General features: G+C 70.2%; 26 protein-coding genes. 16 read left to right on the top strand and 10 right to left on the bottom strand.

Going from position 1 to position 22640, the window contains the following annotated elements; translation table 11 throughout:
• Positions 1 to 338 precede the first annotated feature (338 nt).
• Both E9232_RS13300 and E9232_RS13295 read left to right on the top strand, forming a co-directional pair.
• The gene (locus E9232_RS13300) at positions 339 to 875 is read left to right on the top strand and encodes an EndoU domain-containing protein (protein ID WP_309794608.1); all 537 of its coding nucleotides are present in this window, start codon (positions 339 to 341) and stop codon (positions 873 to 875) included.
• Positions 876 to 892: 17 nt separating this feature from the next.
• A complete protein-coding gene (locus E9232_RS13295) occupies positions 893 to 1234 on the top strand; it encodes a hypothetical protein (RefSeq protein WP_309794607.1) in 342 nt (113 codons plus the stop codon).
• Between the two features lie 8 nt (positions 1235 to 1242).
• On the opposite strand, the gene E9232_RS13290 is transcribed toward E9232_RS13295, so the two are convergent.
• Positions 1243 to 2466 (bottom strand): MFS transporter, encoded by a 1224-nt coding sequence (locus E9232_RS13290; protein ID WP_309794606.1) that lies wholly within the window; start codon positions 2464 to 2466, stop codon positions 1243 to 1245.
• 509 nt (positions 2467 to 2975) lie between these two features.
• Here E9232_RS13290 and E9232_RS13285 point away from each other — a divergent pair.
• Both E9232_RS13285 and E9232_RS13280 read left to right on the top strand, forming a co-directional pair.
• Positions 2976 to 3257 (top strand): hypothetical protein, encoded by a 282-nt coding sequence (locus E9232_RS13285; protein ID WP_309794605.1) that lies wholly within the window; start codon positions 2976 to 2978, stop codon positions 3255 to 3257.
• A 117-nt stretch (positions 3258 to 3374) separates the two neighbouring features.
• Positions 3375 to 4013 (top strand): phosphohydrolase, encoded by a 639-nt coding sequence (locus tag E9232_RS13280; RefSeq protein ID WP_309794604.1) that lies wholly within the window; start codon positions 3375 to 3377, stop codon positions 4011 to 4013.
• Between the two features lie 10 nt (positions 4014 to 4023).
• On the opposite strand, the gene E9232_RS13275 is transcribed toward E9232_RS13280, so the two are convergent.
• Both E9232_RS13275 and E9232_RS13270 read right to left on the bottom strand, forming a co-directional pair.
• Positions 4024 to 5112, bottom strand: coding sequence for an AbrB family protein (locus tag E9232_RS13275; protein ID WP_309794603.1), 1089 nt, complete (start codon positions 5110 to 5112; stop codon positions 4024 to 4026).
• A 28-nt stretch (positions 5113 to 5140) separates the two neighbouring features.
• Entirely contained in the window at positions 5141 to 5713 is a 573-nt protein-coding gene (locus E9232_RS13270; protein ID WP_309794602.1) for a hydrolase, read from the bottom strand.
• Positions 5714 to 5819: 106 nt separating this feature from the next.
• Here E9232_RS13270 and E9232_RS13265 point away from each other — a divergent pair, with 106 nt between their 5' ends.
• The gene (locus E9232_RS13265) at positions 5820 to 6452 is read left to right on the top strand and encodes a TetR/AcrR family transcriptional regulator (RefSeq protein ID WP_309794601.1); all 633 of its coding nucleotides are present in this window, start codon (positions 5820 to 5822) and stop codon (positions 6450 to 6452) included.
• On the opposite strand, the gene E9232_RS13260 is transcribed toward E9232_RS13265, so the two are convergent.
• The 4 genes from E9232_RS13260 to E9232_RS13245 form a co-directional block, all read right to left on the bottom strand.
• Complete coding sequence (locus tag E9232_RS13260) at positions 6449 to 7678, bottom strand: c-type cytochrome (RefSeq protein WP_309794600.1); 1230 nt, start codon at positions 7676 to 7678, stop codon at positions 6449 to 6451. The genes E9232_RS13265 and E9232_RS13260 overlap by 4 nt on opposite strands.
• Positions 7675 to 9441, bottom strand: coding sequence for a GMC family oxidoreductase (locus E9232_RS13255; protein ID WP_309794599.1), 1767 nt, complete (start codon positions 9439 to 9441; stop codon positions 7675 to 7677). The genes E9232_RS13260 and E9232_RS13255 overlap by 4 nt, the downstream gene beginning before the upstream one ends.
• Before the next feature lies 1 nt (position 9442).
• Positions 9443 to 10192 (bottom strand): gluconate 2-dehydrogenase subunit 3 family protein, encoded by a 750-nt coding sequence (locus E9232_RS13250; protein ID WP_309794598.1) that lies wholly within the window; start codon positions 10190 to 10192, stop codon positions 9443 to 9445.
• A gap of 134 nt (positions 10193 to 10326) precedes the next feature.
• Positions 10327 to 11619 carry an MFS transporter gene (locus E9232_RS13245; RefSeq protein ID WP_309794597.1) on the bottom strand — a complete coding sequence of 431 codons (1293 nt, stop codon included), beginning with the start codon at positions 11617 to 11619 and terminating at the stop codon, positions 10327 to 10329.
• 120 nt (positions 11620 to 11739) lie between these two features.
• Between E9232_RS13245 and E9232_RS13240 the strand changes: the two genes are divergently transcribed.
• From E9232_RS13240 to E9232_RS13225, 4 genes are all read left to right on the top strand, one after another.
• The gene (locus tag E9232_RS13240) at positions 11740 to 12657 is read left to right on the top strand and encodes a LysR family transcriptional regulator (protein WP_309794596.1); all 918 of its coding nucleotides are present in this window, start codon (positions 11740 to 11742) and stop codon (positions 12655 to 12657) included.
• 394 nt (positions 12658 to 13051) lie between these two features.
• On the top strand, positions 13052 to 13753 hold the full coding sequence (locus E9232_RS13235; protein ID WP_309794595.1) for a PhoH family protein: 702 nt from the start codon (positions 13052 to 13054) through the stop codon (positions 13751 to 13753).
• A 62-nt stretch (positions 13754 to 13815) separates the two neighbouring features.
• A complete protein-coding gene (locus E9232_RS13230; protein WP_309794594.1) occupies positions 13816 to 14715 on the top strand; it encodes a cation diffusion facilitator family transporter in 900 nt (299 codons plus the stop codon).
• A 72-nt stretch (positions 14716 to 14787) separates the two neighbouring features.
• Entirely contained in the window at positions 14788 to 15012 is a 225-nt protein-coding gene (locus tag E9232_RS13225; protein WP_309794593.1) for a DUF2934 domain-containing protein, read from the top strand.
• 71 nt (positions 15013 to 15083) lie between these two features.
• Here the strand turns inward: E9232_RS13225 and E9232_RS35825 are convergent, their stop codons facing one another.
• Positions 15084 to 15395 carry a con-10 family general stress protein gene (locus tag E9232_RS35825; RefSeq protein WP_374710615.1) on the bottom strand — a complete coding sequence of 104 codons (312 nt, stop codon included), beginning with the start codon at positions 15393 to 15395 and terminating at the stop codon, positions 15084 to 15086.
• A 398-nt stretch (positions 15396 to 15793) separates the two neighbouring features.
• Here E9232_RS35825 and E9232_RS13210 point away from each other — a divergent pair, with 398 nt between their 5' ends.
• Positions 15794 to 16174 (top strand): winged helix-turn-helix transcriptional regulator, encoded by a 381-nt coding sequence (locus E9232_RS13210; protein WP_309794592.1) that lies wholly within the window; start codon positions 15794 to 15796, stop codon positions 16172 to 16174.
• An 8-nt stretch (positions 16175 to 16182) separates the two neighbouring features.
• Here the strand turns inward: E9232_RS13210 and E9232_RS13205 are convergent, their stop codons facing one another.
• Positions 16183 to 16890: a Crp/Fnr family transcriptional regulator gene (locus tag E9232_RS13205; protein WP_309794591.1), complete on the bottom strand. Its 708-nt coding sequence runs from the start codon at positions 16888 to 16890 to the stop codon at positions 16183 to 16185.
• Positions 16891 to 17150: 260 nt separating this feature from the next.
• On the opposite strand from E9232_RS13205, the gene E9232_RS13200 reads away from it, so the two are divergent.
• From E9232_RS13200 to E9232_RS13175, 6 genes are all read left to right on the top strand, one after another.
• Complete coding sequence (locus E9232_RS13200; protein WP_309794590.1) at positions 17151 to 18740, top strand: ABC transporter substrate-binding protein; 1590 nt, start codon at positions 17151 to 17153, stop codon at positions 18738 to 18740.
• 19 nt (positions 18741 to 18759) lie between these two features.
• On the top strand, positions 18760 to 19872 hold the full coding sequence (locus tag E9232_RS13195) for a serine hydrolase domain-containing protein (protein ID WP_309794589.1): 1113 nt from the start codon (positions 18760 to 18762) through the stop codon (positions 19870 to 19872).
• 123 nt (positions 19873 to 19995) lie between these two features.
• Positions 19996 to 20514 (top strand): hypothetical protein, encoded by a 519-nt coding sequence (locus E9232_RS13190; protein WP_309794588.1) that lies wholly within the window; start codon positions 19996 to 19998, stop codon positions 20512 to 20514.
• A gap of 13 nt (positions 20515 to 20527) precedes the next feature.
• Positions 20528 to 21076: an AAA family ATPase gene (locus tag E9232_RS13185; RefSeq protein WP_309794587.1), complete on the top strand. Its 549-nt coding sequence runs from the start codon at positions 20528 to 20530 to the stop codon at positions 21074 to 21076.
• A complete protein-coding gene (locus tag E9232_RS13180) occupies positions 21073 to 21693 on the top strand; it encodes a dimethylsulfonioproprionate lyase family protein (RefSeq protein ID WP_309794586.1) in 621 nt (206 codons plus the stop codon). The genes E9232_RS13185 and E9232_RS13180 overlap by 4 nt, the downstream gene beginning before the upstream one ends.
• On the top strand, positions 21690 to 22157 hold the full coding sequence (locus E9232_RS13175) for a nucleoside deaminase (RefSeq protein ID WP_309794585.1): 468 nt from the start codon (positions 21690 to 21692) through the stop codon (positions 22155 to 22157). The genes E9232_RS13180 and E9232_RS13175 overlap by 4 nt, the downstream gene beginning before the upstream one ends.
• Positions 22158 to 22169: 12 nt before the next feature.
• Here E9232_RS13175 and E9232_RS13170 read toward each other — a convergent pair whose 3' ends face one another.
• Positions 22170 to 22607: a YbaY family lipoprotein gene (locus tag E9232_RS13170; protein ID WP_309794584.1), complete on the bottom strand. Its 438-nt coding sequence runs from the start codon at positions 22605 to 22607 to the stop codon at positions 22170 to 22172.
• Positions 22608 to 22640: the final 33 nt, after the last annotated feature.

Genomic DNA, 22640 nt, shown 5'->3' with positions numbered 1-22640 from the left:
GCCAGAAATCACTCGTGCGGGAAGAGCGTCCGGCCGTCCGGATACGCCGAGGTGCAATATGGGGCGGGCAGGGACGAAAAGCGACTCCCGGCCCCGCCGCCCGCCCTTGCCCGACCTTGCGCCCGGCCGCAGCCATCTGCCATCGGATCAAGGACAATGGCGAACTCGAACATACCGGGAACAATCCAGTCAAGGGGAAAGCAGCCTCCTCCTGACAGATCCTGACAGGAGGATGGGCTGGCGCCCCCAGGACCGGCGGACCGCCTGTCGCGCAACCCGGTGGCGCGGCGGGGCGGAGGGGGTTAGGATTTCGCGCTGTCCTGTGGCCGGGAGACCTCATGATCGGTCGGATTTGCTTCATCCTGGTTCTGCTGCTGTTGCCGTTGGCGCGCGAGTCGGTGGCGGCCGCCCCGATCGACTGCAGCGACGCTGGCAAGCGGCTGTGGAGCCGCAGCGACCCGCAGGTCAATCTCAGCCATATCTTCTGCGGCGAGCTCGGCCGCAACGGCGACCCCAAGGGCTATCACTCCCGCGCCGTGTCGCTGCCGACCGGCGCGGTCGACCGGGTGGACGAGACCGCGCATCGCGGCGGCGACATCTACGACGCCTCGGTGATCTACAGCAACGGCCGGCGCAAGCGCTCGACCTTCTATCCTGACGACTGCCCGGCCGAGGCGATCCTGCGCTCCGTCCTCTACGCCTACGAGCACCAGACCGGGGCGCATCCGGCGTGGGGCGTGCTCGGGCCTTCGGCGCCTGACGGCGCAACTGGCGACGGGTATTGCCGAGATGGGCGCGGCCGCGCCTTCGAGATCAGGATGGGCACCATCCAGCGCCGTGGGCAGGACGCCATCAACACCGCGTTCCCGAACTGACCGGGGAGACCGAGGACATGATCGAGATCACCCGCGACGCCCAGGGCCGGCCGCGGATCGTGCCCGGCACCGCGGCGCCGATCCTGGCCGATTTCCTCGAGACCGACCTGCGCGGCGACGCCGCCTGGACCAAGGGCGTGGCCGCCCGCCTGGCCGCGGCCGGGGAGGGCGGCGAGCCGATCACCGGCAACCTCTATGCGCTGGAGATCCGCGGCGCCAAATCGGTGCTGCGCAACATCCACGACGCCAAGGTGCCGGCGCTGGTGCTGCCGACCAGGGATCTGGCGGCGGCGGTCGAGGCCTGGCTGGCGGCGCTGCGCCCGCCGCCCAAGGCGGGCGCGCGCCGGCGGAAACCCTGAACGGTCGGTCAGCCCGAGAGCGTCTCGGTCTTGCGCAGGCCCGGGAACAGCCGCATCCACAGCAGCGCGATGACGATGGTGCCGATGCCGCCGAGCACGCCGGCCGGCACCGCGCCCAGCAGCCCGGCCGCCATGCCGGATTCGAATTCGCCGAGCTGGTTCGAGGTGCCGACGAACAGCGAGTTCACGGCGCTGACCCGCCCGCGCATCTCGTCCGGCGTCAGCAGCTGCACCAGCGAGCTGCGGATCACCACGCTGACATTGTCGGCCGCGCCCAGCACGGCCAGGGCCACCAGCGAGACCACCAGGCTGGTCGAGGCGGCGAACACCACGGTGGCGGCGCCGAACACGATCACCGCCGCGAACATCTTGCGCCCGACCCCGCGGCGCAGCGGCACCCGGGTCAGCACCGCCGACATGGTCAGGGCGCCGACGGCGGGGGCCGAGCGCAGCAGGCCCAGGCCCCAGGGCCCGGTCTGCAGGATGTCGTGAGCGTAGATCGGCAGCAGCGCCGTCGCCCCGCCCAGCAGCACCGCGAACATGTCGAGCGAGATGCTGCCCAGGATCACCGGCCGGCTGCGGATGAAGGCGATGCCGGAGAACACCGACCGCAGCGTTGGCGGCTCGCGCCGCGGCACCGACCGCTGCAGCCGCATGAAGGTCATCAGCCCGCAGGCCGCCAGGAAGAAGACGGCGGCGATCACGAAGGGCGCGGTGACGCCGACGGCATAGAGCAGCCCGCCCAGCGACGGGCCAATGATCGTCGCGGTCTGCACCGCGGAGGAGGAGATGGCGAGCGCCCGCGGCAGCGCCACGGCCGGCACCAGCGCCGGCAGCAGCGCCGCCATGGTCGGCTGCTCGAAGGCCCGGGCGGCGCCCAGCACCAGCACCGCCGCGAAGACGCCGGGGATGGTCAGCCAGTCGTCGAAGATCGCGACCGCCAGCACCGCCAGCGTCAGTCCTTCGACCAGCTGGCAGATCTGGACGATCCGGCGCCGGTCGTACTGGTCGGCGACGTGGCCGACCAGCAGCGTCAGCACCACCATCGGCAGGAACTGGAACAGGCCGACCAGGCCGAGGCTGTAGGCGCTGCCGGTCCGGGCATAGACCAGCCAGCCGATGGCGACGGCCGACATCTGGAAGGCGAGGGCCGACAGCACCCGCGCCGCCCAGAACACCGGGAAGGAGGGATGATCGAGCAGCCGGTCCCGATCTACAGCGGTGGTGCCCATGCGGGTGGCCTCGACAGGGGATGGAAGGCCGTCAGGGCGGCGGCGGCCAGGCGCGAAAAGCGAGCGTGTCGAGGCGGTTGCGGATCGACCATCGGATGGTGCGGCGATACCGCATTTCGGCGGTTGCGAGAAGTGCGGCGGTTCGTCCGTCATCAACACGTAACAAAATGTCTTTGCTGATGATTTTCCTTGTCGAGGCCAAACCGCTGGCGCAAAGTGCCGACCCTGCAGGTCGAAGTCGACCCGCGAGGGCACCGCCGAAAGCGGTACGCCTTAAGCCCTCGCTGTTGCGTGTTCGTTGGTTTGGTGCCGTCCCCCGGCACCGATTGCGGTTCACCGGATTCCATCGCATCGCCGATGGACATGCAGAGGTCGGTTTTTCACCTGTTCGACAATCTCGACGCAAAAGCGGGGCATGCAACCCGCGAGACGTCGCAAAGACAAGAGCCGCTGGAGGAATCGCCATGGCTGGTCAGCACCGCAGGCGCCCGAGCACGAGCCCGGCCCTGATGAGGGCGGATGATCGTGAATTGCCTTCCCCGCCCCAGGCTGCGAACGACATCGAGACCGTGCTTCCGGTAAGGGAGGTCATCGAGATGGATCTTTCGGCCGAACCCCGCCGCAACCCCGCGACCCGGCACTCCTGCGTGCAGGCGGCCCTGCGCGCCGAGATCCTGTGCCGCGGCATGCGCATGTCGCAATCGGAATTCACCCGTCGCCACGGGCCGCCCAGCGCGATCGTGCGCAACTGGGCGCGGCTCGAGGCCCGGCCGAACGGGATCAAGGGCTGATCTCTCCGCCAAGCGCCGCCTGACCGGCGTAACCGGCGTTCCCTGGAACGCCGGTCCTGGCGCTGCGCGGGCTTCGGTGCTACCCGGAAACCGGGTGGGCCGGAAGCGGGGGGATGGATGCGCTGGGAAGGACGGACGGTGGCGGCGCGGGCCTGGGTCCGGCTGCCCTCGGGCAAACGGCTGGACCTGCTGAACCCGACGCCGTTCGACTGGGACGATCGCGACCTCGCCCTCGGCTTGGCCCGCACCTATCGCTGGGGCGGGCATTCCGCTTGGCCGCTGCCGCTCTCCGTCGCCCAGCATTCGCTGGCCGTGCTGGCGTTGTGCCGGGCCTGGGCGCCGGCCCCTCTGTCGCCGCTGGCGGAACTGCGCGAGCTGCTGCACGACGCCGATGAGGGGCTGCTGGGCTTCGACCCGCTGTCGGTGATCAAGCCGTTCCTCGGCCAGGAGTTCCGCGACCTGACCATGCGGCTCGAGGATGCGGTGTTCCAGCGCTACGGCCTGCAGCGCTGGACCGCGGAACAGAAGGCCTTCCACAAGCGCGCCGACCGGGTGGCCGCGGCCACCGAGGCGATCCATGTCGTCGGCTGGACCCGGGCCGAGGTGTGGCGCGTGCTGAAGATCCGGTTCCAGCCGGTCGAGGACGACCCCCTGCTGCCCACCTATGGCGGCACCGCCTGGGAGCCCTGGGCGCCGGACCTGGCGGCGGAGCGCTTCCTGGACGAGTTGGCGCGGCTGAAGGCCCTGGCCACCTAAAGGCGGCCACCTAAAGGCGAATGGCGGCGTGCGGCGACCGCCGGGCGATGAAGCGGGCGACGGTCGGGCCCAGCAGCACCACCAGGACGAAGCGCACGGTCTGCAGCGCCATCACGAAGGGCAGGTCGACATCGCTGGCGGCGGCGATGATGGCGATCGAATCCATGCCGCCGGGGCTGGTGGCGAGATAGGCGGTCAGCGGGTCGACCCCCAGCGTCCGGACCAGGATGAAGGCCAGGCCGCCGCAGAAGGCGATCAGCAGCAGGATCGACAGCAGGATCTGCGGCAGCGCGCGCGACGCGTGCACCAGCACCGTGCGGGTGAAGCCCAGGCCGATGCTCCAGCCGATCAGCGCATAGGCGACGGCGAGCAGCCATTCCGGCAGGGCGATGTCGATCGTGCCGGTGGCCTGCAGCACGGACCCGGCCACCAGCGGCACCAGCAGCGGGCCGGCGGGGATGCGCAGCAGCCGGCCGACCGTCGCGCCGATGCCTGCCAGGGCCAGCGTCCCGAGCAACGGCACTGCCTCGATCGGCGGGAACCACACGATCGGGGGTGGTGCTGTGCCCGAAGTGTCGACCCAGAATCGCGCGATCAGCGACGCGGCGGTGGCGACGCAGACCACGCGCAGATACTGCATGAAGGCGACCAGCCGGGCATCGGCGCCGAATGCCTCGGCCATCAGCACCATCGCCGACGCCGCCCCGGGCGAGGAGCCCCAGACGCCGGTGGTGCCGGGCAGCACCTGCCAGCGGCTCATCAGCCAGCCGAGGCCGCTGCTGGCGGCCAGGGTCGACAGCACCACCGCCAGGAACAGCGGCCACGCGCCCAGGAAGGTCGCCAGGATCGACGGGGTGATTGCCCCGGCGATCAGGCAGCCGATGATCGCCTGGGCCCCGAAATAGGGGGCCCGCGGCACCCGGATGGTGCCGCCGCCGGTGCCGACCAGGATGCCGGCGATCATCGGCCCCAGCAGCAGGGCGGCTGGCAGGGCCGCTGCCTCCAGCAGACCGGCGACGACGGCCGAGACGGCCAGCAGGATCGCCCATTGCCCGGCACGCGGCAGCCTGGCCAGGACCGGCAGAGCCGGGCCGTTCACGGAAACCACAGCAGCCTCGCTTTCCGTCTCAGGATTGGTCGAGCACGATGTCCGCAGCCCGGGAGACGACTCCGATGCGGGGCAGGATAGCGTCGATGGCGAAGCCGTGCATCTCCGCGGACATGCTGGTCATCGCATCCTCGGCGAACACCACCGCATAGCCGTGCTCCCAGGCGCTGCGGCCGGTGGATTCCACCCCGAAATTGGTGGCGATGCCGCCCAGCACGATGGTCCTGATGCCGCGCCGGCGCAGCTGCAGGTCCAGCTCGGTGCCGTAGAAGGCGCTCCACTGCCGCTTGGTGATGACGACGTCCCCGGGCGCGGCGACGCCCTCGGCGAGGTCGCTCCAGCCGGCGGGCAGGCCGCCGGCCGGGCGCGCCATCGGCCGGTCGACCGGCTGGGTCAGCCCGTCAGCGAAATCCGCCGACCAGCCGACGCGGACCGGGAAGACCGGGGCGCTGGCGGCGCGGAAGCGGGCGGCCAGCGCCTTGCCGGCGGCCAGCACCTCGGCGCCCGGGCGGGGCGCCAGCGGCATGCCCAGGATGCCGGCCTGCAGGTCGATCAGGACAAGCGCGGTGGTCCGCGGATCGAATGTCGTCATCGGTGTTCGCCTTCTGCCATGACGGTCCTGTCCGGCGCGGCGGGCGCGCTGGATGGACGGCTGGAGCCGCCTGTGGGAATATGAGGAATGCCTCGCAAATAGTTTTATGAGCATGTCCTCACAAAAGTCAACGGCCGATGCCACCACGGCGCGGTCGCCTCAGCGCGAGCGTGGCCGGCTGCGTGTCGCCGCCCTGATGAAGGCGGCGTCGCTGGTGTTCGCCGAGAAGGGCTACGAGGCGGCGACGATGACCGAGATCGCGGCCCGCGCCGGGGCGTCGATCGGCTCGCTCTACCAGTTCTTCCCGAGCAAGGAGGCGCTGGCCGACGCGCTGCTGGCGCAATACGCCGAACAGGTCGAGGCCGGGCTCGGCGCGATCACGGCCGGCGCGGCCGCGCTCGCCGCCCCCGACCTGGCGGATGCGCTGATCGACCTGCTGGTCGGGCTGAAGGATGAGCGCCGCGCGGTGATGGTGCTGTTCGAGGCGCGGCGCGAGGCCACGGCCCCGCCGTCGGAGCTGCGCGACGCGATGCGGCGGGCCATCGCCCGGATCCTGGCCCTCCATGCACCGGGCCTGCCGCCGCCGCGGGCCGCCGCCATGGCCGTGGCGGTGCTGCAGCAGATGAAGGCGGCCGCCCTGCTCAGCGTCGAGCCGGACCTGGAGTCGCGCGACGAAGCCCTGGCCGAGCTGCGGCGCATGACCCGGCTGTACCTCGCCGCCGGGCTGGCGCCGGCCTAATCCGACCGCTGCGACAGGGTGCGGCGCAGGCTGCGCACGTCGCCGGTGCGGACCGGAAGCGCGGCGTTGCCCCAGCTATTGCGCAGATAGGTGATGACCGCGGCGGTCTGGTCGTCGTTCAGGCGCCAGCCGAAGGCGGGCATGGCCGGGGCGGTCGGCGCCGCATCGGTGACGACCGCCTGGCTGCCCTGCAGCACCACCCGGATCAGCGTGGTCGGGTCCGCCGACTGGGCGCTGCCGGTGCCCTTCAGGGCCGGGAACAGCCGCGGGATGCCTTCGCCGGAGGCCTGGTGGCAGGCCGAGCAGTTGTCGGCATAGATCGCCTGGCCCGCCACCATCCGCTTGTCGGTCGCGGCCAGCGGGCGCGGGCCGGTCGCGCCCGCCCCCGGCTGGTCCTTGAGATAGGTGGCGATCGCCGCGAGGTCGGCATCGGTCATCCGCGAGGTCGACAACGCCACCACCTCGGCCATCGGGCCCGAGGCGGCGACCCGCTCGTTGCGGCCGGTCTTGAGATATTCGACGATCTGCGCCGTCGACCAGTCGCCGATGCCGACATGCCGGTCGGCGGTGATGTCGGGCGCGAACCAGCCCTGCAGCGCGCCGCCCCGCAGCGGCGCGCCGGTGTCGTCGCCGCCGAACCAGCTCTTGGCCGTATGGCAGCTGCCGCAATGGCCGAGGCCTTCGACCAGAGCGGCGCCGCGGTTCCACTCCGCCGGCTTGTCCGGCCGCGGCTTCAGCGGCCCGGCCGTGAAATACAGCAGGTTCCAGCCGCGCATGCCCAGCCGCATGTCGAAGGGGAAGGACAGCTGGTTCGGCTCCACCGGATTGCGCACCGGGTCCAGCGTGTCGAGATAGGCGCGGATCGCCAGCAGGTCGTCGCGCTCGACCTTGGTGTAGGCAGTGTAGGGCAGGGCCGGGTACAGGTGTTCGCCGTCGCGCCCGATGCCCTCCTGCAGCGCCCGCACGAATTCGTCGTCGGTCCAGCCGCCGATGCCGGTCTCGCGGTCCGGGGTGATGTTGGTGGCGAGCACGTCGCCGAACGGTGTCTCGATCGCCCGGCCGCCGGCAAAAGGGGTGCCGCCCGGCACCGTGTGGCAGGCGGCGCAGCCGCCCAGGATGGTGAGGTAGCGGCCCTTCTCGACCGTCTCGAAGGCATGGTCGTCGGCCCGGGCCGCCGCGATGCCGAGCGCCAGGGCGATGGCCGCGCCGGCGATCGCGGCCCTCATGCCCGCACCAGCCGGCCGGGGGATTTCAGGTACCGGGTGCGGATCGCCTCCGCCGCCCAATAGGCCAGCGCCCCGACGGTGCCGGTCGGGGTGTAGCCGGGATTCTGCGGGAAGGCCGAGGCGCCGACCACGAAGACGTTGGGGACGTCCCAGCTCTGCAGGTAGCGGTTCACGGCGCTGGTGGCGGGGTCCGCGCCCATGATCGCGCCGCCGGCGGTGTGGGTGGTCTGGTGGGGGACGATCGAATAGGGCCCCTTGCGCGGGTTCGCGATGACCTGCTTGGGCTTCATCGCCCGCGCGATCTCCATCGCCCGGTCGGTGGCATGGGCCGACATCCTCAGGTCGTTGGCCGGGAAGTCGAAGGTCAGGCGCAGCAGCGGGCGGCCGAAGCGGTCGGTGTAGGTCGGGTCGAGGTCCAGGGCGTTGCCGCGGGTGGCGTAGCTCGACCCCTGGGTGGTGACCGCGGTGGCCCTCAGATAGCTCTCCGCCGTCGCCTTCTTCCACGCCGATCCCCAGCGCGGCGTGCCCGGCGGCACCGGACGGGTGCTGATCGGGCCGCCGTTGGTCGGGTTGCAGCTGATCGACGCGCCGCCGACGAAGCCCAGGCCGGAATGGTCGAAATTGTCGCCGTTGAACGCATCCACCACCTGGCCCAGCGCGCCGGCGGCGATGAACGGGTTCAGGATCTTGTTGTCGTAGAACAGCGCGACCGAGGCGTTGGTCTGGCAGGCGTAGTTGCGCCCGACCGCACCCTCGCCGCTGCGCGGGTCGTAGGGCGTGCCGATGCCCGACAGCAGCATCAGCCGCACATTGTGCAGCATCGAGGCGGTGACGATCACCAGCTCGGCCGGCTGGAACCATTCCTCGCCGGAGCTGTCGACATAGGTCACGCCGGCGGCGTGCCGGCGGTCGCCGGTCAGGTCGATCTTCAGCACCTCGCATTCGGTGCGGGCGGTGAAGTTCGGCTTGCGCACCAGCACCGGCAGCACCGTGGTCTGGGCGCTGGCCTTGGAGTAGTTGGCGCAGCCGAAGCCCTCGCAGAAGCCGCAGAAGGTGCAGGGGCCCATGGTGACGCCCAGCGGGTTGGTGTAGGCCTGCGAGGCGTTGGCCGCCGGGGTCGGGAAGGGGTGGTGGCCGATCGACCGCGCCGCCTCCGCGAACAGGGTCGGGGCATAGGTCATCGGCAACGGCGGCAGCGGGTAGTCCCGCGCCCGCGGGCCTTCGAAGGGGTTACCGCCCTCCTGGATCCGCCCCTGGATGTTGCCGGCCTTGCCGGAAATGCCGGCGAGGTATTCGAACTTGTCGAAGGACGGTTCGAGCTCGTCATAGCCCACGCCCCAGTCCTGGATCGCCAGCTCCTCCGGGATCCCGGCGGCGCCGTAGCGTTCGGTCAGATGGCTCTTCAGGTGGAAATCGGTCGGGTTGAAGCGCCAGGTCATGCCGTTCCAGTGGACGCCGGCCCCGCCGACGCCGCTGCTCGGCAGGACCGACCCGAACTGCCGGATCGGCAGCGCCGTCTGGTCGCCATTGTTGCGGAAGGTGAAGGTCTCCTGCGCCGGCCGCAGGAACAGGTCCTGGCGCAGGGCGTAGCGCAGCTCGTCCTGGATGTAGCCGATGCCGAAGTCGGTGGCGGTGTCGCGCCACGGGCCGCGCTCGATGGCGACGACGTGCAGCCCGGCGTCGGTCAGCTCGTTGGCGATGATCGACCCGGCCCAGCCGAGCCCGATGATCACGGCATCAGTTGGTGGAAGACTCCTGGCCATGTCATCGCCTCGGCTGCACCCACTCCGCCCGGCCGGTGATGCTCACGGGCGGCAGCGGATAGGGCTGGTTGTGCTTGGTGACATGGTCGCGGTAGTCGTAGCGAGCGCCGGGGAAGCCGACCAGCTTCCAGCCGATCATGTCGCGGTTGCCGCCATGGATCGGGTCGGCGAAGAAGCCTTCCATGGTGTTCTGCAGCAGCATCTCGAAGAAGGCCTGGCCGTCGGTGCCGTCGAGCCTGACCGTGCCCCTCTCCAGCTCTTGCAGCACCAGGTCCCGCTCCTCGGGCCCCAGCCTGGCGAAGATCCGGCCGACATAGGCGGTCCGGCAATAGGTATCGAGCGCGGCCAGCGCGACGCGGTAGCGGGCGGCCGGCGTCAGCGGGGATTGCAGCCCCTGCTGCGGCGTGCCCTCGGCGAAGGGCGGGCGCACGTACAGCCGCTCCGACGACCCGTAGGACCCGGCGAGCTGCCGGTCGATGAAGATGGCGCAGCTGGCCTCGCGCGCGCCCGGCCCCAGGGCGTCGTTCGGGATCAGCCGCTCGATCGCGGCCTCGACCGCCGTCGCCTCCTCGGGCGTGAAGAAAGCCCAGGGCGCGGGCCAGATGGGGGTTGGTGGATTACCGGCATCGGGGGCCCAGGGCAGGCCGCCGCCGATGGTCCTGGCCTGGATGGTGGATGCCGTCAGCAGCAATGCTGCGGTGGAGCTGAGCAGTCCTCGCCTGGTCACGCCCAGGCGCACCGTGACGGACATGGACGCTCCCTGTCGGAAATATTGGCTGGTGGCCGGGAGGTACGCTGAAGACCAGTGTAAAAATGACTACAATCTTATAATTTACAGTAAAAGGATACAGGTGGCGCGGCGAAAGTCAATGGCACGGCCAAGGCTTATCCTTGACTTTGCCGTGGCGGCAGCACCGTCAGTCGCAGGGCGACGGCCAGCGCCGCCAGGGCCAGCCCGCCGATCAGCAGGGTGACGCCGGGCCAGCCCCAGCCGGTCCAGGCCAGGCCGCCGAGCGAGCCGACCACGCTGGACCCGAGATAGTAGAAGAACAGGTACAGCGAAGACGCCTGGGCGCGGGCCTGCAGGGCGCGGCGGCCGACCCAACTGCTGGCCACCGAATGGGCGCCGAAGAAGCCGAAGGTGAACACCGCGATGCCGGCGATGATCGGCCACAGCCCGTCGCTCCGGGTCAGGGCGACGCCGGCCAGCATCAGCACGATCGGCGCCCAGAACACCCGGCGGCGGCCGAGCAGCCCGGCGAGGTGCCCGACCCAGACCGAGGCGACGATGCCGATCAGATAGACCGCGAAGATCGCTGCGACGGCGGTCTGACTGAGCCCGTAGGGCGGCGCCAATAGACGGAAGCCGGTGTAGTTGTAGAGGGTGACGAAGGCGCCCATCAGCAGGAAGCCCTCGAGGAACAGCCAGCGCAGGCCGGGGTCGCGCAGATGGTCGGCGAAGGCGGACAGCAGGGGCCGCAGCCGCAGCGGGCGCGGCCGGAAATGGGCCGAGGGCGGCAGGCTGCGCCAGAACACGAATCCGGCGACCAGGCCGGTCAGCCCGACCACGCCGAGGCCGAGCCGCCAGGACACCAAATCGGTCAGCACGCCGGCGATCAGCCGGCCGCCCAGCCCGCCCAGGGCGCTGCCGCCGATGAACAGCCCCATGGCCAGGCCGACCGAGCGCGGATGCATCTCCTCGCTGACATAGGCCATGGCGACCGCCGGCAGGCCGCTCAGCGTCAGCCCCATCAGCGCACGCAGGACCAAGAGCCCGTGCCAGGACGGCATCAGCGCCGCCAGGCTGGTCAGCACCGCCGAGGCGAACAGCGACGCCACCATCACCGGCTTGCGGCCCCAGGCCTCGGACAGGGCGCTGGCCACCAGCATGGCGAAGGCCAGCGTGCCGGTGGTCAACGACAGCGACAGGCTGCTTTCCGCCGCCCCGACCTGGAACACATGGGTGAACACCGGCATCAGCGGCTGCACGCAGTACATCAGGGCGAAGGTCGAGAAGCCGGCGGCGAACAGGGCCAGATTGGTGCGGTGGAACGCCGCCATGCCGTGCTCGATATAGGCGACGACGTCCTCGGCCGCGACGACCCCGGCGGTGATCGCCGGCATCGTTGGGGTGGCGGGGGGCAGGGGAAGCGCGGTGGCGCCGGCCGATCGGGTCACGGAAGGTCTCCAGGCGGGCGGCGGACAGACAGCGCCCAGTCTCTACAAAAACATGGCCACCCCGATTGATACTGTCCAATATGTTTCACGGCATGTTTGATAGGCTTGGCGAATGATCGGATGGAGCTGAGGCACCTGCGCTACGCCGTGGCCCTGGCGGAGGAGCTGCATTTCAGCCGCGCCGCCGCCCGGCTGGGGATCTCGCAGCCGCCTCTCAGCCAGCAGATCCAGGCGCTGGAGGACGAACTCGGCGCGCGGCTGTTCGAGCGCACCAACCGCCGGGTGGCGCTGACCGAGGTCGGGCGGCTGTTCGTGGACCAGGCGCGGCTGGTGCTGGCCGGGGCGGACCGGGCGGTCGAGGTGGCGCGCCGGGCCCAGCGCGGCGAGATCGGCCAGGTCCGCATCGCCTTCACCGCCTCGGCGCCCTTCACCACGCTGATCCCGCAGACCATCTTCGCCTTCCGCCAGGCCTATCCCGACGTCCATCTGGAACTGCAGGAGATGGCCACCCGGCAGCAGATCGAGGCGCTGGCCGAACGGCGGCTGCAGGTGGGCTTCCTGCGCAACCCGACCTTCCCGCCGGTGCCCGACACGCTGGCGGTGCGTGAGCTGTTCCGCGACCCGCTGGTGGTGGCGCTGCGGGCCGACCATCCGCTCGCCGCCGGGGCGCCGGCACCGATGCCGCTGGCCGACCTCGCCGGTGAATCCTTCGTCTGCTACCCCCGCGACGCCGGCACCAGCCTGTACGACCAGATGATCGGCCTGTGCCGCGACGCCGGCTTCAGCCCGCGGCTGGGGCAGGAGGCGCGCGAGGTCTCGACCATCGTCGGGCTGGTGGCGGCCGGGCTGGGCGTGTCGCTGCTGCCCGCCTCGCTGCAGCGGATCCAGGTCGAAGGCGTGGTGTTCCGCCGGCTGACCGACCCCGGCGCCTTCACCACGATGTGGCTGACCTGGCGCCATGACGAGACCTCGCCGGCGGCGCGCGCCTTCATCGATCTGGCGACCGGAACCAACGCGCTTCCTGGTGGCAGCCGCTAGATCTGGTTCTCAGTCGCGGCAAGCCCGCCACAATTGGTATGAATTTTCGATGTCGCTCGTTCTTTTCGCTGGTGCAGCAAGAGCGTTGATGAGACCCTGAATCCGACGACGTGATTTCCGTCGTCTGTGATCGGAAAGGTGACATGCAAGGGGCAGCAGCCTGGCATAACCAACCGCTTCCCAGCCCCGACCTGGGCCAGACTCAGCATCGACATTCGTTCGAACGCCCCCTTGCCGGGGCGTTTTTTGCGTCTGGATGTCGGCTTCCGATCCGCCACCTGTCCTGTTCCACCCGACCCGAAGGAGCACTCGGCCGATGAGATCTCCCTGTGAAGGAGGCGGTGTCTGGGATCCTCTCTTCGAGGATGCACGCGAGAGCAAAGGACGACGTACCATGGTCAAACGCAGCGCTTCCACCGCCCGTATCGTCCCGATCAACGAGGGATTTGATGATGATTTCCGGGAGCAGAGCTACCTGAAGACGGTCAAGCCACGGACCGCCAACCAGGAAGTCCTGATGAAGGCGATCGAAGGCCATGCCATGACCCTGGCGCTCGGGCCGGCGGGGACGGGCAAGACTTATCTGGCGGTGTCCAAGGCCGTCGAGGCGCTGAATGCGGAGCGGGTCAGCCGCATCGTCATCACCCGGCCGGTGGTCGAGGCAGGGGAAAGCCTCGGCTATCTCCCGGGCGACATCAACGAGAAGATGGACCCCTGGATGCGCCCGATCTACGACGCGCTGTCCGACCGTCTCGGCGCCAAGCAGGTGCGCCAGATGACCAAGGAAGGCATCGTCGAGATCGCGCCGCTGGCCTATATGCGCGGCCGCACCATCTCGCGCAGCTTCGTCATCGTCGACGAGGCTCAGAACATGACCTTCCAGCAGCTCAAGATGCTGCTGACCCGCCTGGGCTGGCATTCGACCATGGTCATCACCGGCGACCCCGACCAGACCGACCTGCTGCCCGGCCTGTCGGGACTGGAGGAAGCGGCGCGACGGCTGCAACCGTTGGACGGCATCGCCGTGGTGCGGCTGACCACCCAGGACATCGTCCGCCATCCGCTGGTGGCGGCGATGATGCCGCTCCTGGCCTGACGCGACCCCCGGCCGGCCCCGTCCCGGGCCGGCTGGGCTGTCGAGCAGGGAGAGGCTGAGGGATGGGCGGGAGTCACGGCGCCGACCGCGACGGCAATGAGCGCAGCCTGTGGATCGCGCTGCTGCCCACCGCGGGTTTCATGGTGGCGGAGATCGTCGGCGGTCTCGTCACCGGCAGCCTGGCGCTGATTTCCGACGCGGCGCATATGGCGACCGACGTGATCGGGCTGTCCATCGCCATCGTGGCCATCCGCATCGGCCGGCGGCCGCCGGATGCGCGGCGCAGCTTCGGCTATGAGCGGTTCGAGATCCTGGCGGCGGCGTTCAACGCCCTGTTGCTGTTCGGCGTCGCCCTCTACATCCTCTACGAGGCTTGGCGCCGCCTGAGCGAGCCGACCGAGGTCAACTCCACCGCGATGCTGGTGATCGCGGGCCTCGGCCTGCTGGTGAACCTGTTCTCGGTCTGGATGCTGCGGTCCAAGCGCGACGCCAGCCTGAACGTGAAGGGCGCCTATTTCGAGGTGCTGAGCGACCTGCTCGGCTCGGTCGGCGTGATCGTGGCCGCGATCGTCATCCGGCTGACCGGGTGGGAATGGGTGGATTCGCTGATCGCCGTCGCGATCGGCTTCTGGGTGCTGCCGCGCACCTGGATCCTGCTGCGCCAGAGCGTGAACATCCTGCTCGAAGGCGTGCCCGACGGCATCGACCCGGCGGCGGTGGCGCAAGCGCTGCGGGCGCTGCCCGGCGTCACCGACGTCCACGACATGCATGTCTGGGCCCTGACAGGGGGCCGGATCTCGCTGACCGCCCATCTGGTGGTGCCGGGCGACACCGTCGCGATCCCGGCCCTGCTGGACCAGGCCCGGACGATGCTGCATGAGGGGTTCGACATCGGCCATGTCACCCTGCAGTGCGAGCCGGTGCCCTGCGCCGACGCCGCGGCGGGCCATCGCTTCCTCTGACTCCGGGATCGCGACCGGAACCTCCCGCTGCCGGTTCCTGTTTCCCTGGCAGACGGCCAGGAAGGAACAGCCATGGCGACCAGGCGAAGCAGAGGCGAGAGCCCCGATACCAGGACGGTCGACCCCAACGAGCCCTTCGAGGAGATGCCGGTGTCCCCGGATGGTCCGGGCGACACGGATCGCATCCGCGAGCGCGCGCACGAGATCTGGCGGGAAGAGGGCTGCCCCAAGGGCCATGCCGATGAGCATTGGCGGCGGGCGGAGATTGAATTGACCGATCGACCGGTCAGGGAATAGCGGCCGGCGCCGCATCCGGCCTGGACAGGGCAGGGCAGGCCCAAGCCTGCCCTGGCATCACATCGCTGTCGTCAATGCGTCCCGTGGCCCGACTGGCCGCCCTTGCGCCCCGCCTGGGCGGCGCGCTCCCGGTCATTGGCGAAATTGCCGCCGCTCTCCTGGCCGCCCTTGCGGCCGGCCGCCGCCGCGCGCTCCGGATCGTTCTTGAAGTTGCCGCCGCTCTGCTGGCCGCCCTTGCGGCCGGCCTCCGACGCCCGGGCCGGATCGTTGGCGAAATTGCCGCCGCTCCTCTGGCCGCCCTTCCGACCCGCTTCCGCCGCGCGCTCCCGGTTCCGGGCGAAGTTTCCGGCGCCGCCGCGATGTTGGGTTTGGGTGTCCGCCATGATTCAAAGCTCCCTTGCTGCGGGCTCTCGGCAAGGGAATAGGATTTGTCGGGGCAGGGTTCCCAGTGAAATATCCTTCATTTTTCAACCGGTTCGATGGGCTTCGCTGGCCCCTGTCCCACCCGGCCGCGCTGTCAAGATCCCGTGTTTTGGGGGGATTGCCCGCGGCCCGTCCTGTCGTGATTCTGGAGCCAAGCCGACAGGCGACCGCGTTCCCTCCGATCTCCGGCGGTCGCGACGAGCGGCGATGGGCTAGGGGCCTTCCCGGCCTGCGCCCGACCCGGCGCAGGCCGACCTTTCCGTGCGAATGGTGGTCTCCCGAGATCTGGAGGCGGTTCCGTTTCAGCGGTCGGTTACGATATGATACCGATGCCGGGACGTGGAGTGAGGAGCGGCCGATGGTTGCGCGCAAGCTGGTGGATGACGGACTGCACCCCTGTCCGATCCGCAATGTGCTGGACCGGCTCGGCGACCGCTGGAGCCTGCTGGTGCTGCGGACGTTGGCCCCGGGGGCGATGCGCTTCACCGTGGTGAAGCGCACGATCGGCGACATCTCCCAGCGCATGCTGGCACAGACGCTGCGCCGGCTGGAGCAGGACGGGCTGGTGACGCGCACGGTGCACCCGACCATCCCGCCCCGGGTCGATTACGCGCTGACGCCGCTGGGGCAATCGCTGATGGAGCCGCTCGACGCCCTGGTGCGCTGGGCCGACGAGCATCACGGCGCGGTGCGTGCCGCGCGCCAGGCCTATGTGCCGCCGACCGCCGAGGCGGCCTAGCCCCCGGTTCAGCTCGTCGGCTTCTGCGCCACCTGCTCCAGTGCGGCGGCGTCCAGCATCTCCAGCCGGCGGCCCTTGATCCGGAACAGCCCGTCGCGCTGCAGCCGCTTCAGGGTCCGGTTGGCATGCACCAGGGAGATGCCGAGCGCATCGGCGACGTGCTGCTGCGTCACCGGGAAGGGGATGCTGCCGGCCTGCTTCATGTCGCGCGCCTCGGCGCGGTTGTGGATGTCGAGGATCAGCGCCGACACCCGCTCCAGCGCGGTGCGCTGGCCGATCGACAGCAGTTGCTCCTCCATCTGGCGCTTCTGGTCTGCCGCCAGGGCGGCGAAGCGGAAGGCGATGTCCGGCTGGGTCTGGTAGAGGTCGGCGATGTCGCGATAGGCGACGACGCAGAGCGAGACGTCGGTGACCGCCTCGATCGAGGTGACCGCGTTCTCGAAGAACTGCGCCTGGAAGCCGATCACGTCGCCCGGCAGGATGAAGGACAGGATCTGCCGTCGGCCGTCCTGCAGCGTCTTGTAGCGGATCGCCCAGCCTTCGGTGACGCTGTACAGCGGCGGGTTGACATCGCCCTCCAGCATGATGGTAGCGCCCGCGGGGAAGACGACATCCTCGACCCGGCGCCGTTGGATGTAGTCGAGCAGCTCGGGGTCCAGGATCTTGAGCTGCGGCTCGTGGGTGTCGAGCTTCACATTCAGGTCGTGCGGCGACATGGCAGCTCCCTCCGGCACAGAATGGTGCAGCGATCACGTGCCACATCCCGCGGATCAGGCGCGAAACGTGGCGAAGCGGCCGCGGCAGGGCGGCTAACCACTAACGGAACAGTGGTCCGGGCGGTTCCCTGAAGGGGCATTGCCAAGCTCGCTTGACACTGAAAATTCGCTTGCAGCATAGTAAAAATATTGACGCTTCAGAAAAATAACGCTGCCGAAGCCGCAAGCGGCCGGCGCTCACCATGAGCAGGGAGACGGACATGTCGATGGTGCGACGGTCGCTGGTCGCGGCGGCCTTGATCACGCTGGCGGCGCCGGGGCTGCCGGCGGCGGCGAAGACGCTGGTCTATTGCTCCGAGGCCAGCCCGGAGAGCTTCAACCCGATGTTCGCCAGCGCGGACTCCACCATGGATGCGGTGGCGCGCACGGTCTATGACCGGCTGGTCCGGTTCAAGCCGGGCACCACCGAGATCACCCCGTCCCTGGCCGAGCGCTGGGAGATCTCCGACGACGGCCGGATCTACACCTTCCACCTGCGCCCGGACGTCAAGTTCGCGGCCAATGCCGCCTTCACCCCGACCCGGCCCCTGACCGCCGACGACGTGGTCTATTCCTTCGACCGGCAATGGCGGGCGGACAACCCGTTCCACACCCTGGGCGGCAGCAGCTACGAATATTTCGAGGCGCTGGGTCTGGGGGCCATGCTGCAGTCGATCGACAAGGTCGATGACCTCACCGTCCGCTTCACCCTCAAGGCCCCCAACGCCACCTTCCTGGCGACCATCGCGCTCGACTTCGCCTCGATCCAGTCGCTTGAGATGGCGCAGGCGATGGTGGCCAAGGGCACGCCGGAGGCGCTGGACCAGACGCCGGTCGGCACCGGGCCCTTCGTGCTGCAGGCCTACGACCCGGATTCGCGCATCCGCTACAAGGCCAACCCCGACTATTGGGACGGCAAGCCGCCGATCGACACGCTGGTGTTCGACATCACCCCGGACGCGACGGTGCGGGTGTCCAAGCTGCAGGCGGGGGAATGCCAGATCACCACCCAGCCGCTGGCCTCGGCGGTGCCGCAGCTGAAGCAGGACCCGAACATCACGGTGCTGCAGCGCCCGGGCGACAATCTCGGCTATCTCGGCTTCAACCTGGAGAAGAAGCCGCTCGGCGACGTCAGGGTGCGGCGCGCCCTGGCCATGGCGATCAACCGCCAGGCGATCGTCGAGGCGGTGTACCAGGGCGCCGGCACGCTGGTGAATTCGGCGCTGTCGCCGGTCGAATGGGGCGCGGCGAAGGATCTCAAGGGCTACGCCTACGACCCCAAGGCGGCCAAGGCGCTGCTGGCCGAGGCCGGCTATCCCGACGGCTTCTCGCTGTCCCTGTGGGCGATGCCGGTGTCACGGCCCTACAACCCCGACGCCCGGCGGATGGCGGAGCTGATCCAGGCCGACTGGGCGGCGATCGGGGTGAAGGCCGAGATCGTCAGCATGGAATGGGGTGCCTATCTCAACCGCACCCAGGCGGGCGAGCATGACGCGCTGCTGCTGGGCGGCACCAGCGACAATGGCGACCCCGACAACACCCTGACCTTCGTCCTGGCCTGCGGCGAACAGAACCGCATGAAGTGGTGCGACAAGCCGTTCAACGCCCTGCTGGACGAGGCGCGCAGCACCACCGACCAGGCCAGGCGGACCGAGCTTTACGTCAAGGCGCAGCAGATCGTGGAGGACCAGGTGCCGCTGGTGCCGATCGCCAGCTCGATCGTCTCGATGCCGATCCGCAAGAACGTGCTGAACTACGTGCTCGACCCGTTCGGCCGGCAGAATTTCTCCAAGCTCGACCTGGCGGAATAGCCGGGCGGGGAGAGGCAGCATGGCAAGCGATGTGACAACGGCGATCAAGGATATTCTCGACGACTTCGTGGCCAAGGGCATCGTCGGCGCTTCGGTCGCAGTGGTGATGCCTGGCGATGCGCTGCTGACGGTCTGCGCCGGCCTGGCCGACCGGGAGCGGGGGAATGCGGTCGAACCGCACCATCTGTTCAAGAACGGCAGCTGCACCAAGACCTTCGTCGCCGCCACGCTGATGCGGCTGGCGCGGGCCGGGGTGGTGCCGCTCGACCAGCCGGTGGCGGAATGGTTCCCGGACCTGCCCAAGGGCGGGCAGATCCAGGTGCGCCAGCTGGTCAACCACCGCAGCGGCCTGCCGGAATTCGAGTTCGACATCCCGATGATGCCCGGCCGGGTCTGGGCGCCGCAGGAGATCGTCGACCTTGCCTTCCGGGTGCGGCCGCAGGAGGAGCCGGGGCAACGCTGCTCCTACAGCAACACCGGCTATGTCCTGGCCGGCATGCTGATCGAGAAGCTGACCGGCGGCACGCTGGCGGCGCAGGTGCGGCGCCAGGTGCTGCAGCCGCTCGGCCTGGCGGACAGCTTCTCGGCCGCCGGCGAGGCCTTCCCGGAGGACCGGCTGGTGCGCGGCTACTACCACCGCCCGCCGCCACCGCCGGGCGGCCCGCTGCCGCTGGAGCAGGGCGGCGAGATGTGGAACATGAACGGCGTGCTCGAGCCCTCCGACGCGCTGCAGGATTCGACCGCGCTGTTCCCGTTCTCCGAGGCCTATGCCGCCGGCGACATGGTGGCGACGCCGCGGGACATGGCGCTGTTCCTCGACGGGCTGTTCGGCGGCCGGCTGTTCGAACCGGAATGGCTGCAGGAGATGGCGGAGAACCGCTGGCCCGCCGGCTTCCCGGGCACGCGGATGCGGGAATCCGGGGCCGGTCTGTTCCTGTCCTCCTATGCCGGCCGGATGACCCTGGGCCACCAGGGCAGCCTGCCGGGCTATGTCTCGGTGATGCAGCATGATCCGGCGACCGGCATCAGCGCGGCGCTGGTGACCAACACCGGCTCGGGCAACCGGCTCAGCTTCCAGGCCTCCGGCCTGCATGGGGCGTTCGACGAGATCCTGGCCGCCGCGTCGGCTTGATCCGGGCGGCAAGCCCGCATCGGCCGGCTCGGCCGGAAGGCCGCATCGGATTGACCCCGCCGCGGCGGCGGGGCTATGTCGGGGCGGGGCGATCGGGCCCCGCCGGAAACCGTCGGAGCCCCCATGCCGCGTCGCCTGCCGCTCGCCCTCGCTCTCCTCGTCGCCGCCTGCGCCGCCCAGCCGGGGCCGCAGGGGCCGCGCACGGGCTACCAGCCGCAGACCACCGCGCATCTGACCGGTTCGGTCGCGGTCAACCCGATGGGCTACCGGCCGCGCACCGGGGCCGCGCCGCAGGGCAGCGTGCAGGACGTGCCCGGCTACATCACCGGCGCCCTGAAGGCGGAGCTGCGGCGCGCCGGCGCCCGGCTGGATTCCACCCGCTGCACCCTCGACGGCACGATCCGCGACTTCAATGTCGAGAGGGCGGGGGCGGAGGAGCATTACGGCATCGACATCCGCTACGTCCTGACCGTCGGCAACGATGTCCCGTTCGACCAGGCGATCGGCACCACCTTCACCGTGCCGCGGGGCCAGTCGGTCGATCGCGCGGTCGACGCCGGGATCGCCAAGAACCTCAACATCCTGCTGAAGGACGACTGGTTCCAGACGCTGCTGGTGCGCGAGTGCAGCGGCCGGAGCTAGAGCGGAGTCCGCCATGCCATTTGAGACCGTGCCGGACATCATCGTCATCACCGGCATCATGGCGGCGGGCAAGTCGACCGTGGCCCAGGCCCTGGCCGAGCGGCTGCCCCGGGCGGTGCATCTGCGCGGCGACCTGTTCCGGCGGATGATCGTCTCCGGCCGGGTCGAGGTGACGCCCGACCTGCCGGCCGAGGCGCTGCGGCAGCTCGACCTGCGCCACGACCTCGCGGCGATGGCGGCGGGCCGCTATGCCGAGGCCGGCTTCACCGTGGTGTGGCAGGACGTGATCCTGGGGCCGACGCTGGCGCGGATGGTCGAACGGCTGCGGGGCCGGTCCTTCGGCGTCGTGGTGCTGTGCCCGTCGCCCGAGGCGGTGGCGGCACGCGAGGCCGGCCGCCCCAAGACCGGCTACGGCGCCTGGACGCCGGAAGACCTGGATCGCGGCCTGCGCGCCGACACGCCGCGGATCGGGCTGTGGCTCGACAGCTCCGGCCTCAGCGTCGCCGCCACGGTCGACGCCCTTCTCGAGCGGATCGCGGAGACCCGGCGGGGGCTGCCGTGAGCGCGGACGCCGCAAGTCGGCTGCTCGCCCTGGCCCGGGTGCTGCTCGACGGCATCGACCGGCCGGAGCTCGCCGCCTTCCTCGCCGACTGGCCTACGCCGGAGGCGATGCGGCGGGTGACCGAGCCCCGGCCGCTGCCGGTGCTGCGTTGGCTCGATGCGCTGGCGCCGGTCGCGGACACCCGCGCTTTGGTCGCGGACCTCGTCGACGCCGCGCCGGACCTGGCCTGGGGCCAGACCTATGGGGCCGGCGATGTGGACCCGCACTTCCTCGAGCGCTATGGCTGGACCGAGCTGGCCGGCCTCAGGGGGCCGGTCGCCGATGACCGCCTCGCCTGCGGTTTCCTGCTGCTGGGGCCTGATGTGGAATACCCGCCGCACAACCACGCCGCCGAGGAGATCTACCTGCCCCTGGCCGGCACGGCCGACTGGCTGCGCGGCGACGAGGGCTGGGCGCGGCGCCGCCCCGGCACGCTGATCCATCATCCCACCTGGATCCCGCACGCCATGCGCACCGACGGGCAGCCCTTGCTGGCGCTCTATCTCTGGCGCGGCGGCGACCTGGCGCAGAAATCGACGATGCTGCCGGCCGGTCCGGGCACAGGGGAGGAGAGATGACCGCCCATGAACCGTTTCTGATCCAGGCGATCGATCTGGCCCGCCGGAACGTCGAGGAGCAGGGCGGCCGGCCCTTCGGCGCCGTGCTGGTGCGCGACGGCACGGTGATCGCCACCGGCGTCAACCAGATGGGCGCCACGGGCGACCCGACGGCGCATGCCGAACTGCAGGCGATCCGGGCGGCCAGCCGCGATCTCGGATCGCTGCGCCTGGACGGCTGCACCGTCTATGCCAGCGGCCATCCCTGCCCGATGTGCCTCGCGGCCATGACCATGACCGGGATCGACGCCGTCTATTATGCCCATTCGAACGAGGATGGGGCGCCGTTCGGCCTGTCGACCGCCGGGGTCTATGCCGAGCTGGCCAAGCCGCTGGGCGAGCGGGCCATGACCGTCCGGCACCTGCCGGTGCGGGTGGCGGGCACCGACCTCTACGCGCTGTGGCGGCACCGGCAGCCGGGCTGATCCGTTACCGCCTCAGTGCGGCTGGACCTTGATCATCACGATCTCGGCCGTATTGCCGGCCCCCTGGGTCAGCACCGCATGACGGGTGTCGGTGGTGAACAGCAGCTTGCCGGCGCGCTCGACCCGGGCCGACACGGCGTAGCTGTGACGCGGGTCGATCTGGGCCGGGTCGTAGGACAGGGTGAACGGCGACGGCACCCGGACCGGGGCGATGCGCTGCTCGGCCACCACCGTCGACGGCGCGTCGGCCAGCGAGACGTCGGCCAGTTGCACGATCAGCTCCGCATCTGCCGGCAGGGCGATGCGTTCGCGATAGGTCGCGGTGCCGGTGACGCTGGCGCTGGCGACCGGGGCAGGCGACGACGGCATGGCGGTCTCTCCGGTCCGGCCGCAGGCGGCAAGCGCAAACGCCGCGGCGAGGGCGGCGACGGCAAGGGATGGGCGCGTCATCTCATGTCTCCTGGCCCCAAGGGCCGCAACGGT

Origin of the sequence: Inquilinus ginsengisoli (genome assembly GCF_031453975.1) — a bacterium.
GTDB classification, from domain to species: Bacteria; Pseudomonadota; Alphaproteobacteria; order DSM-16000; family Inquilinaceae; genus Inquilinus; species Inquilinus ginsengisoli_A.
Note: the sequence above shows the minus strand (reverse complement) of the source record. Positions and strands in the feature narration are given on the sequence as shown.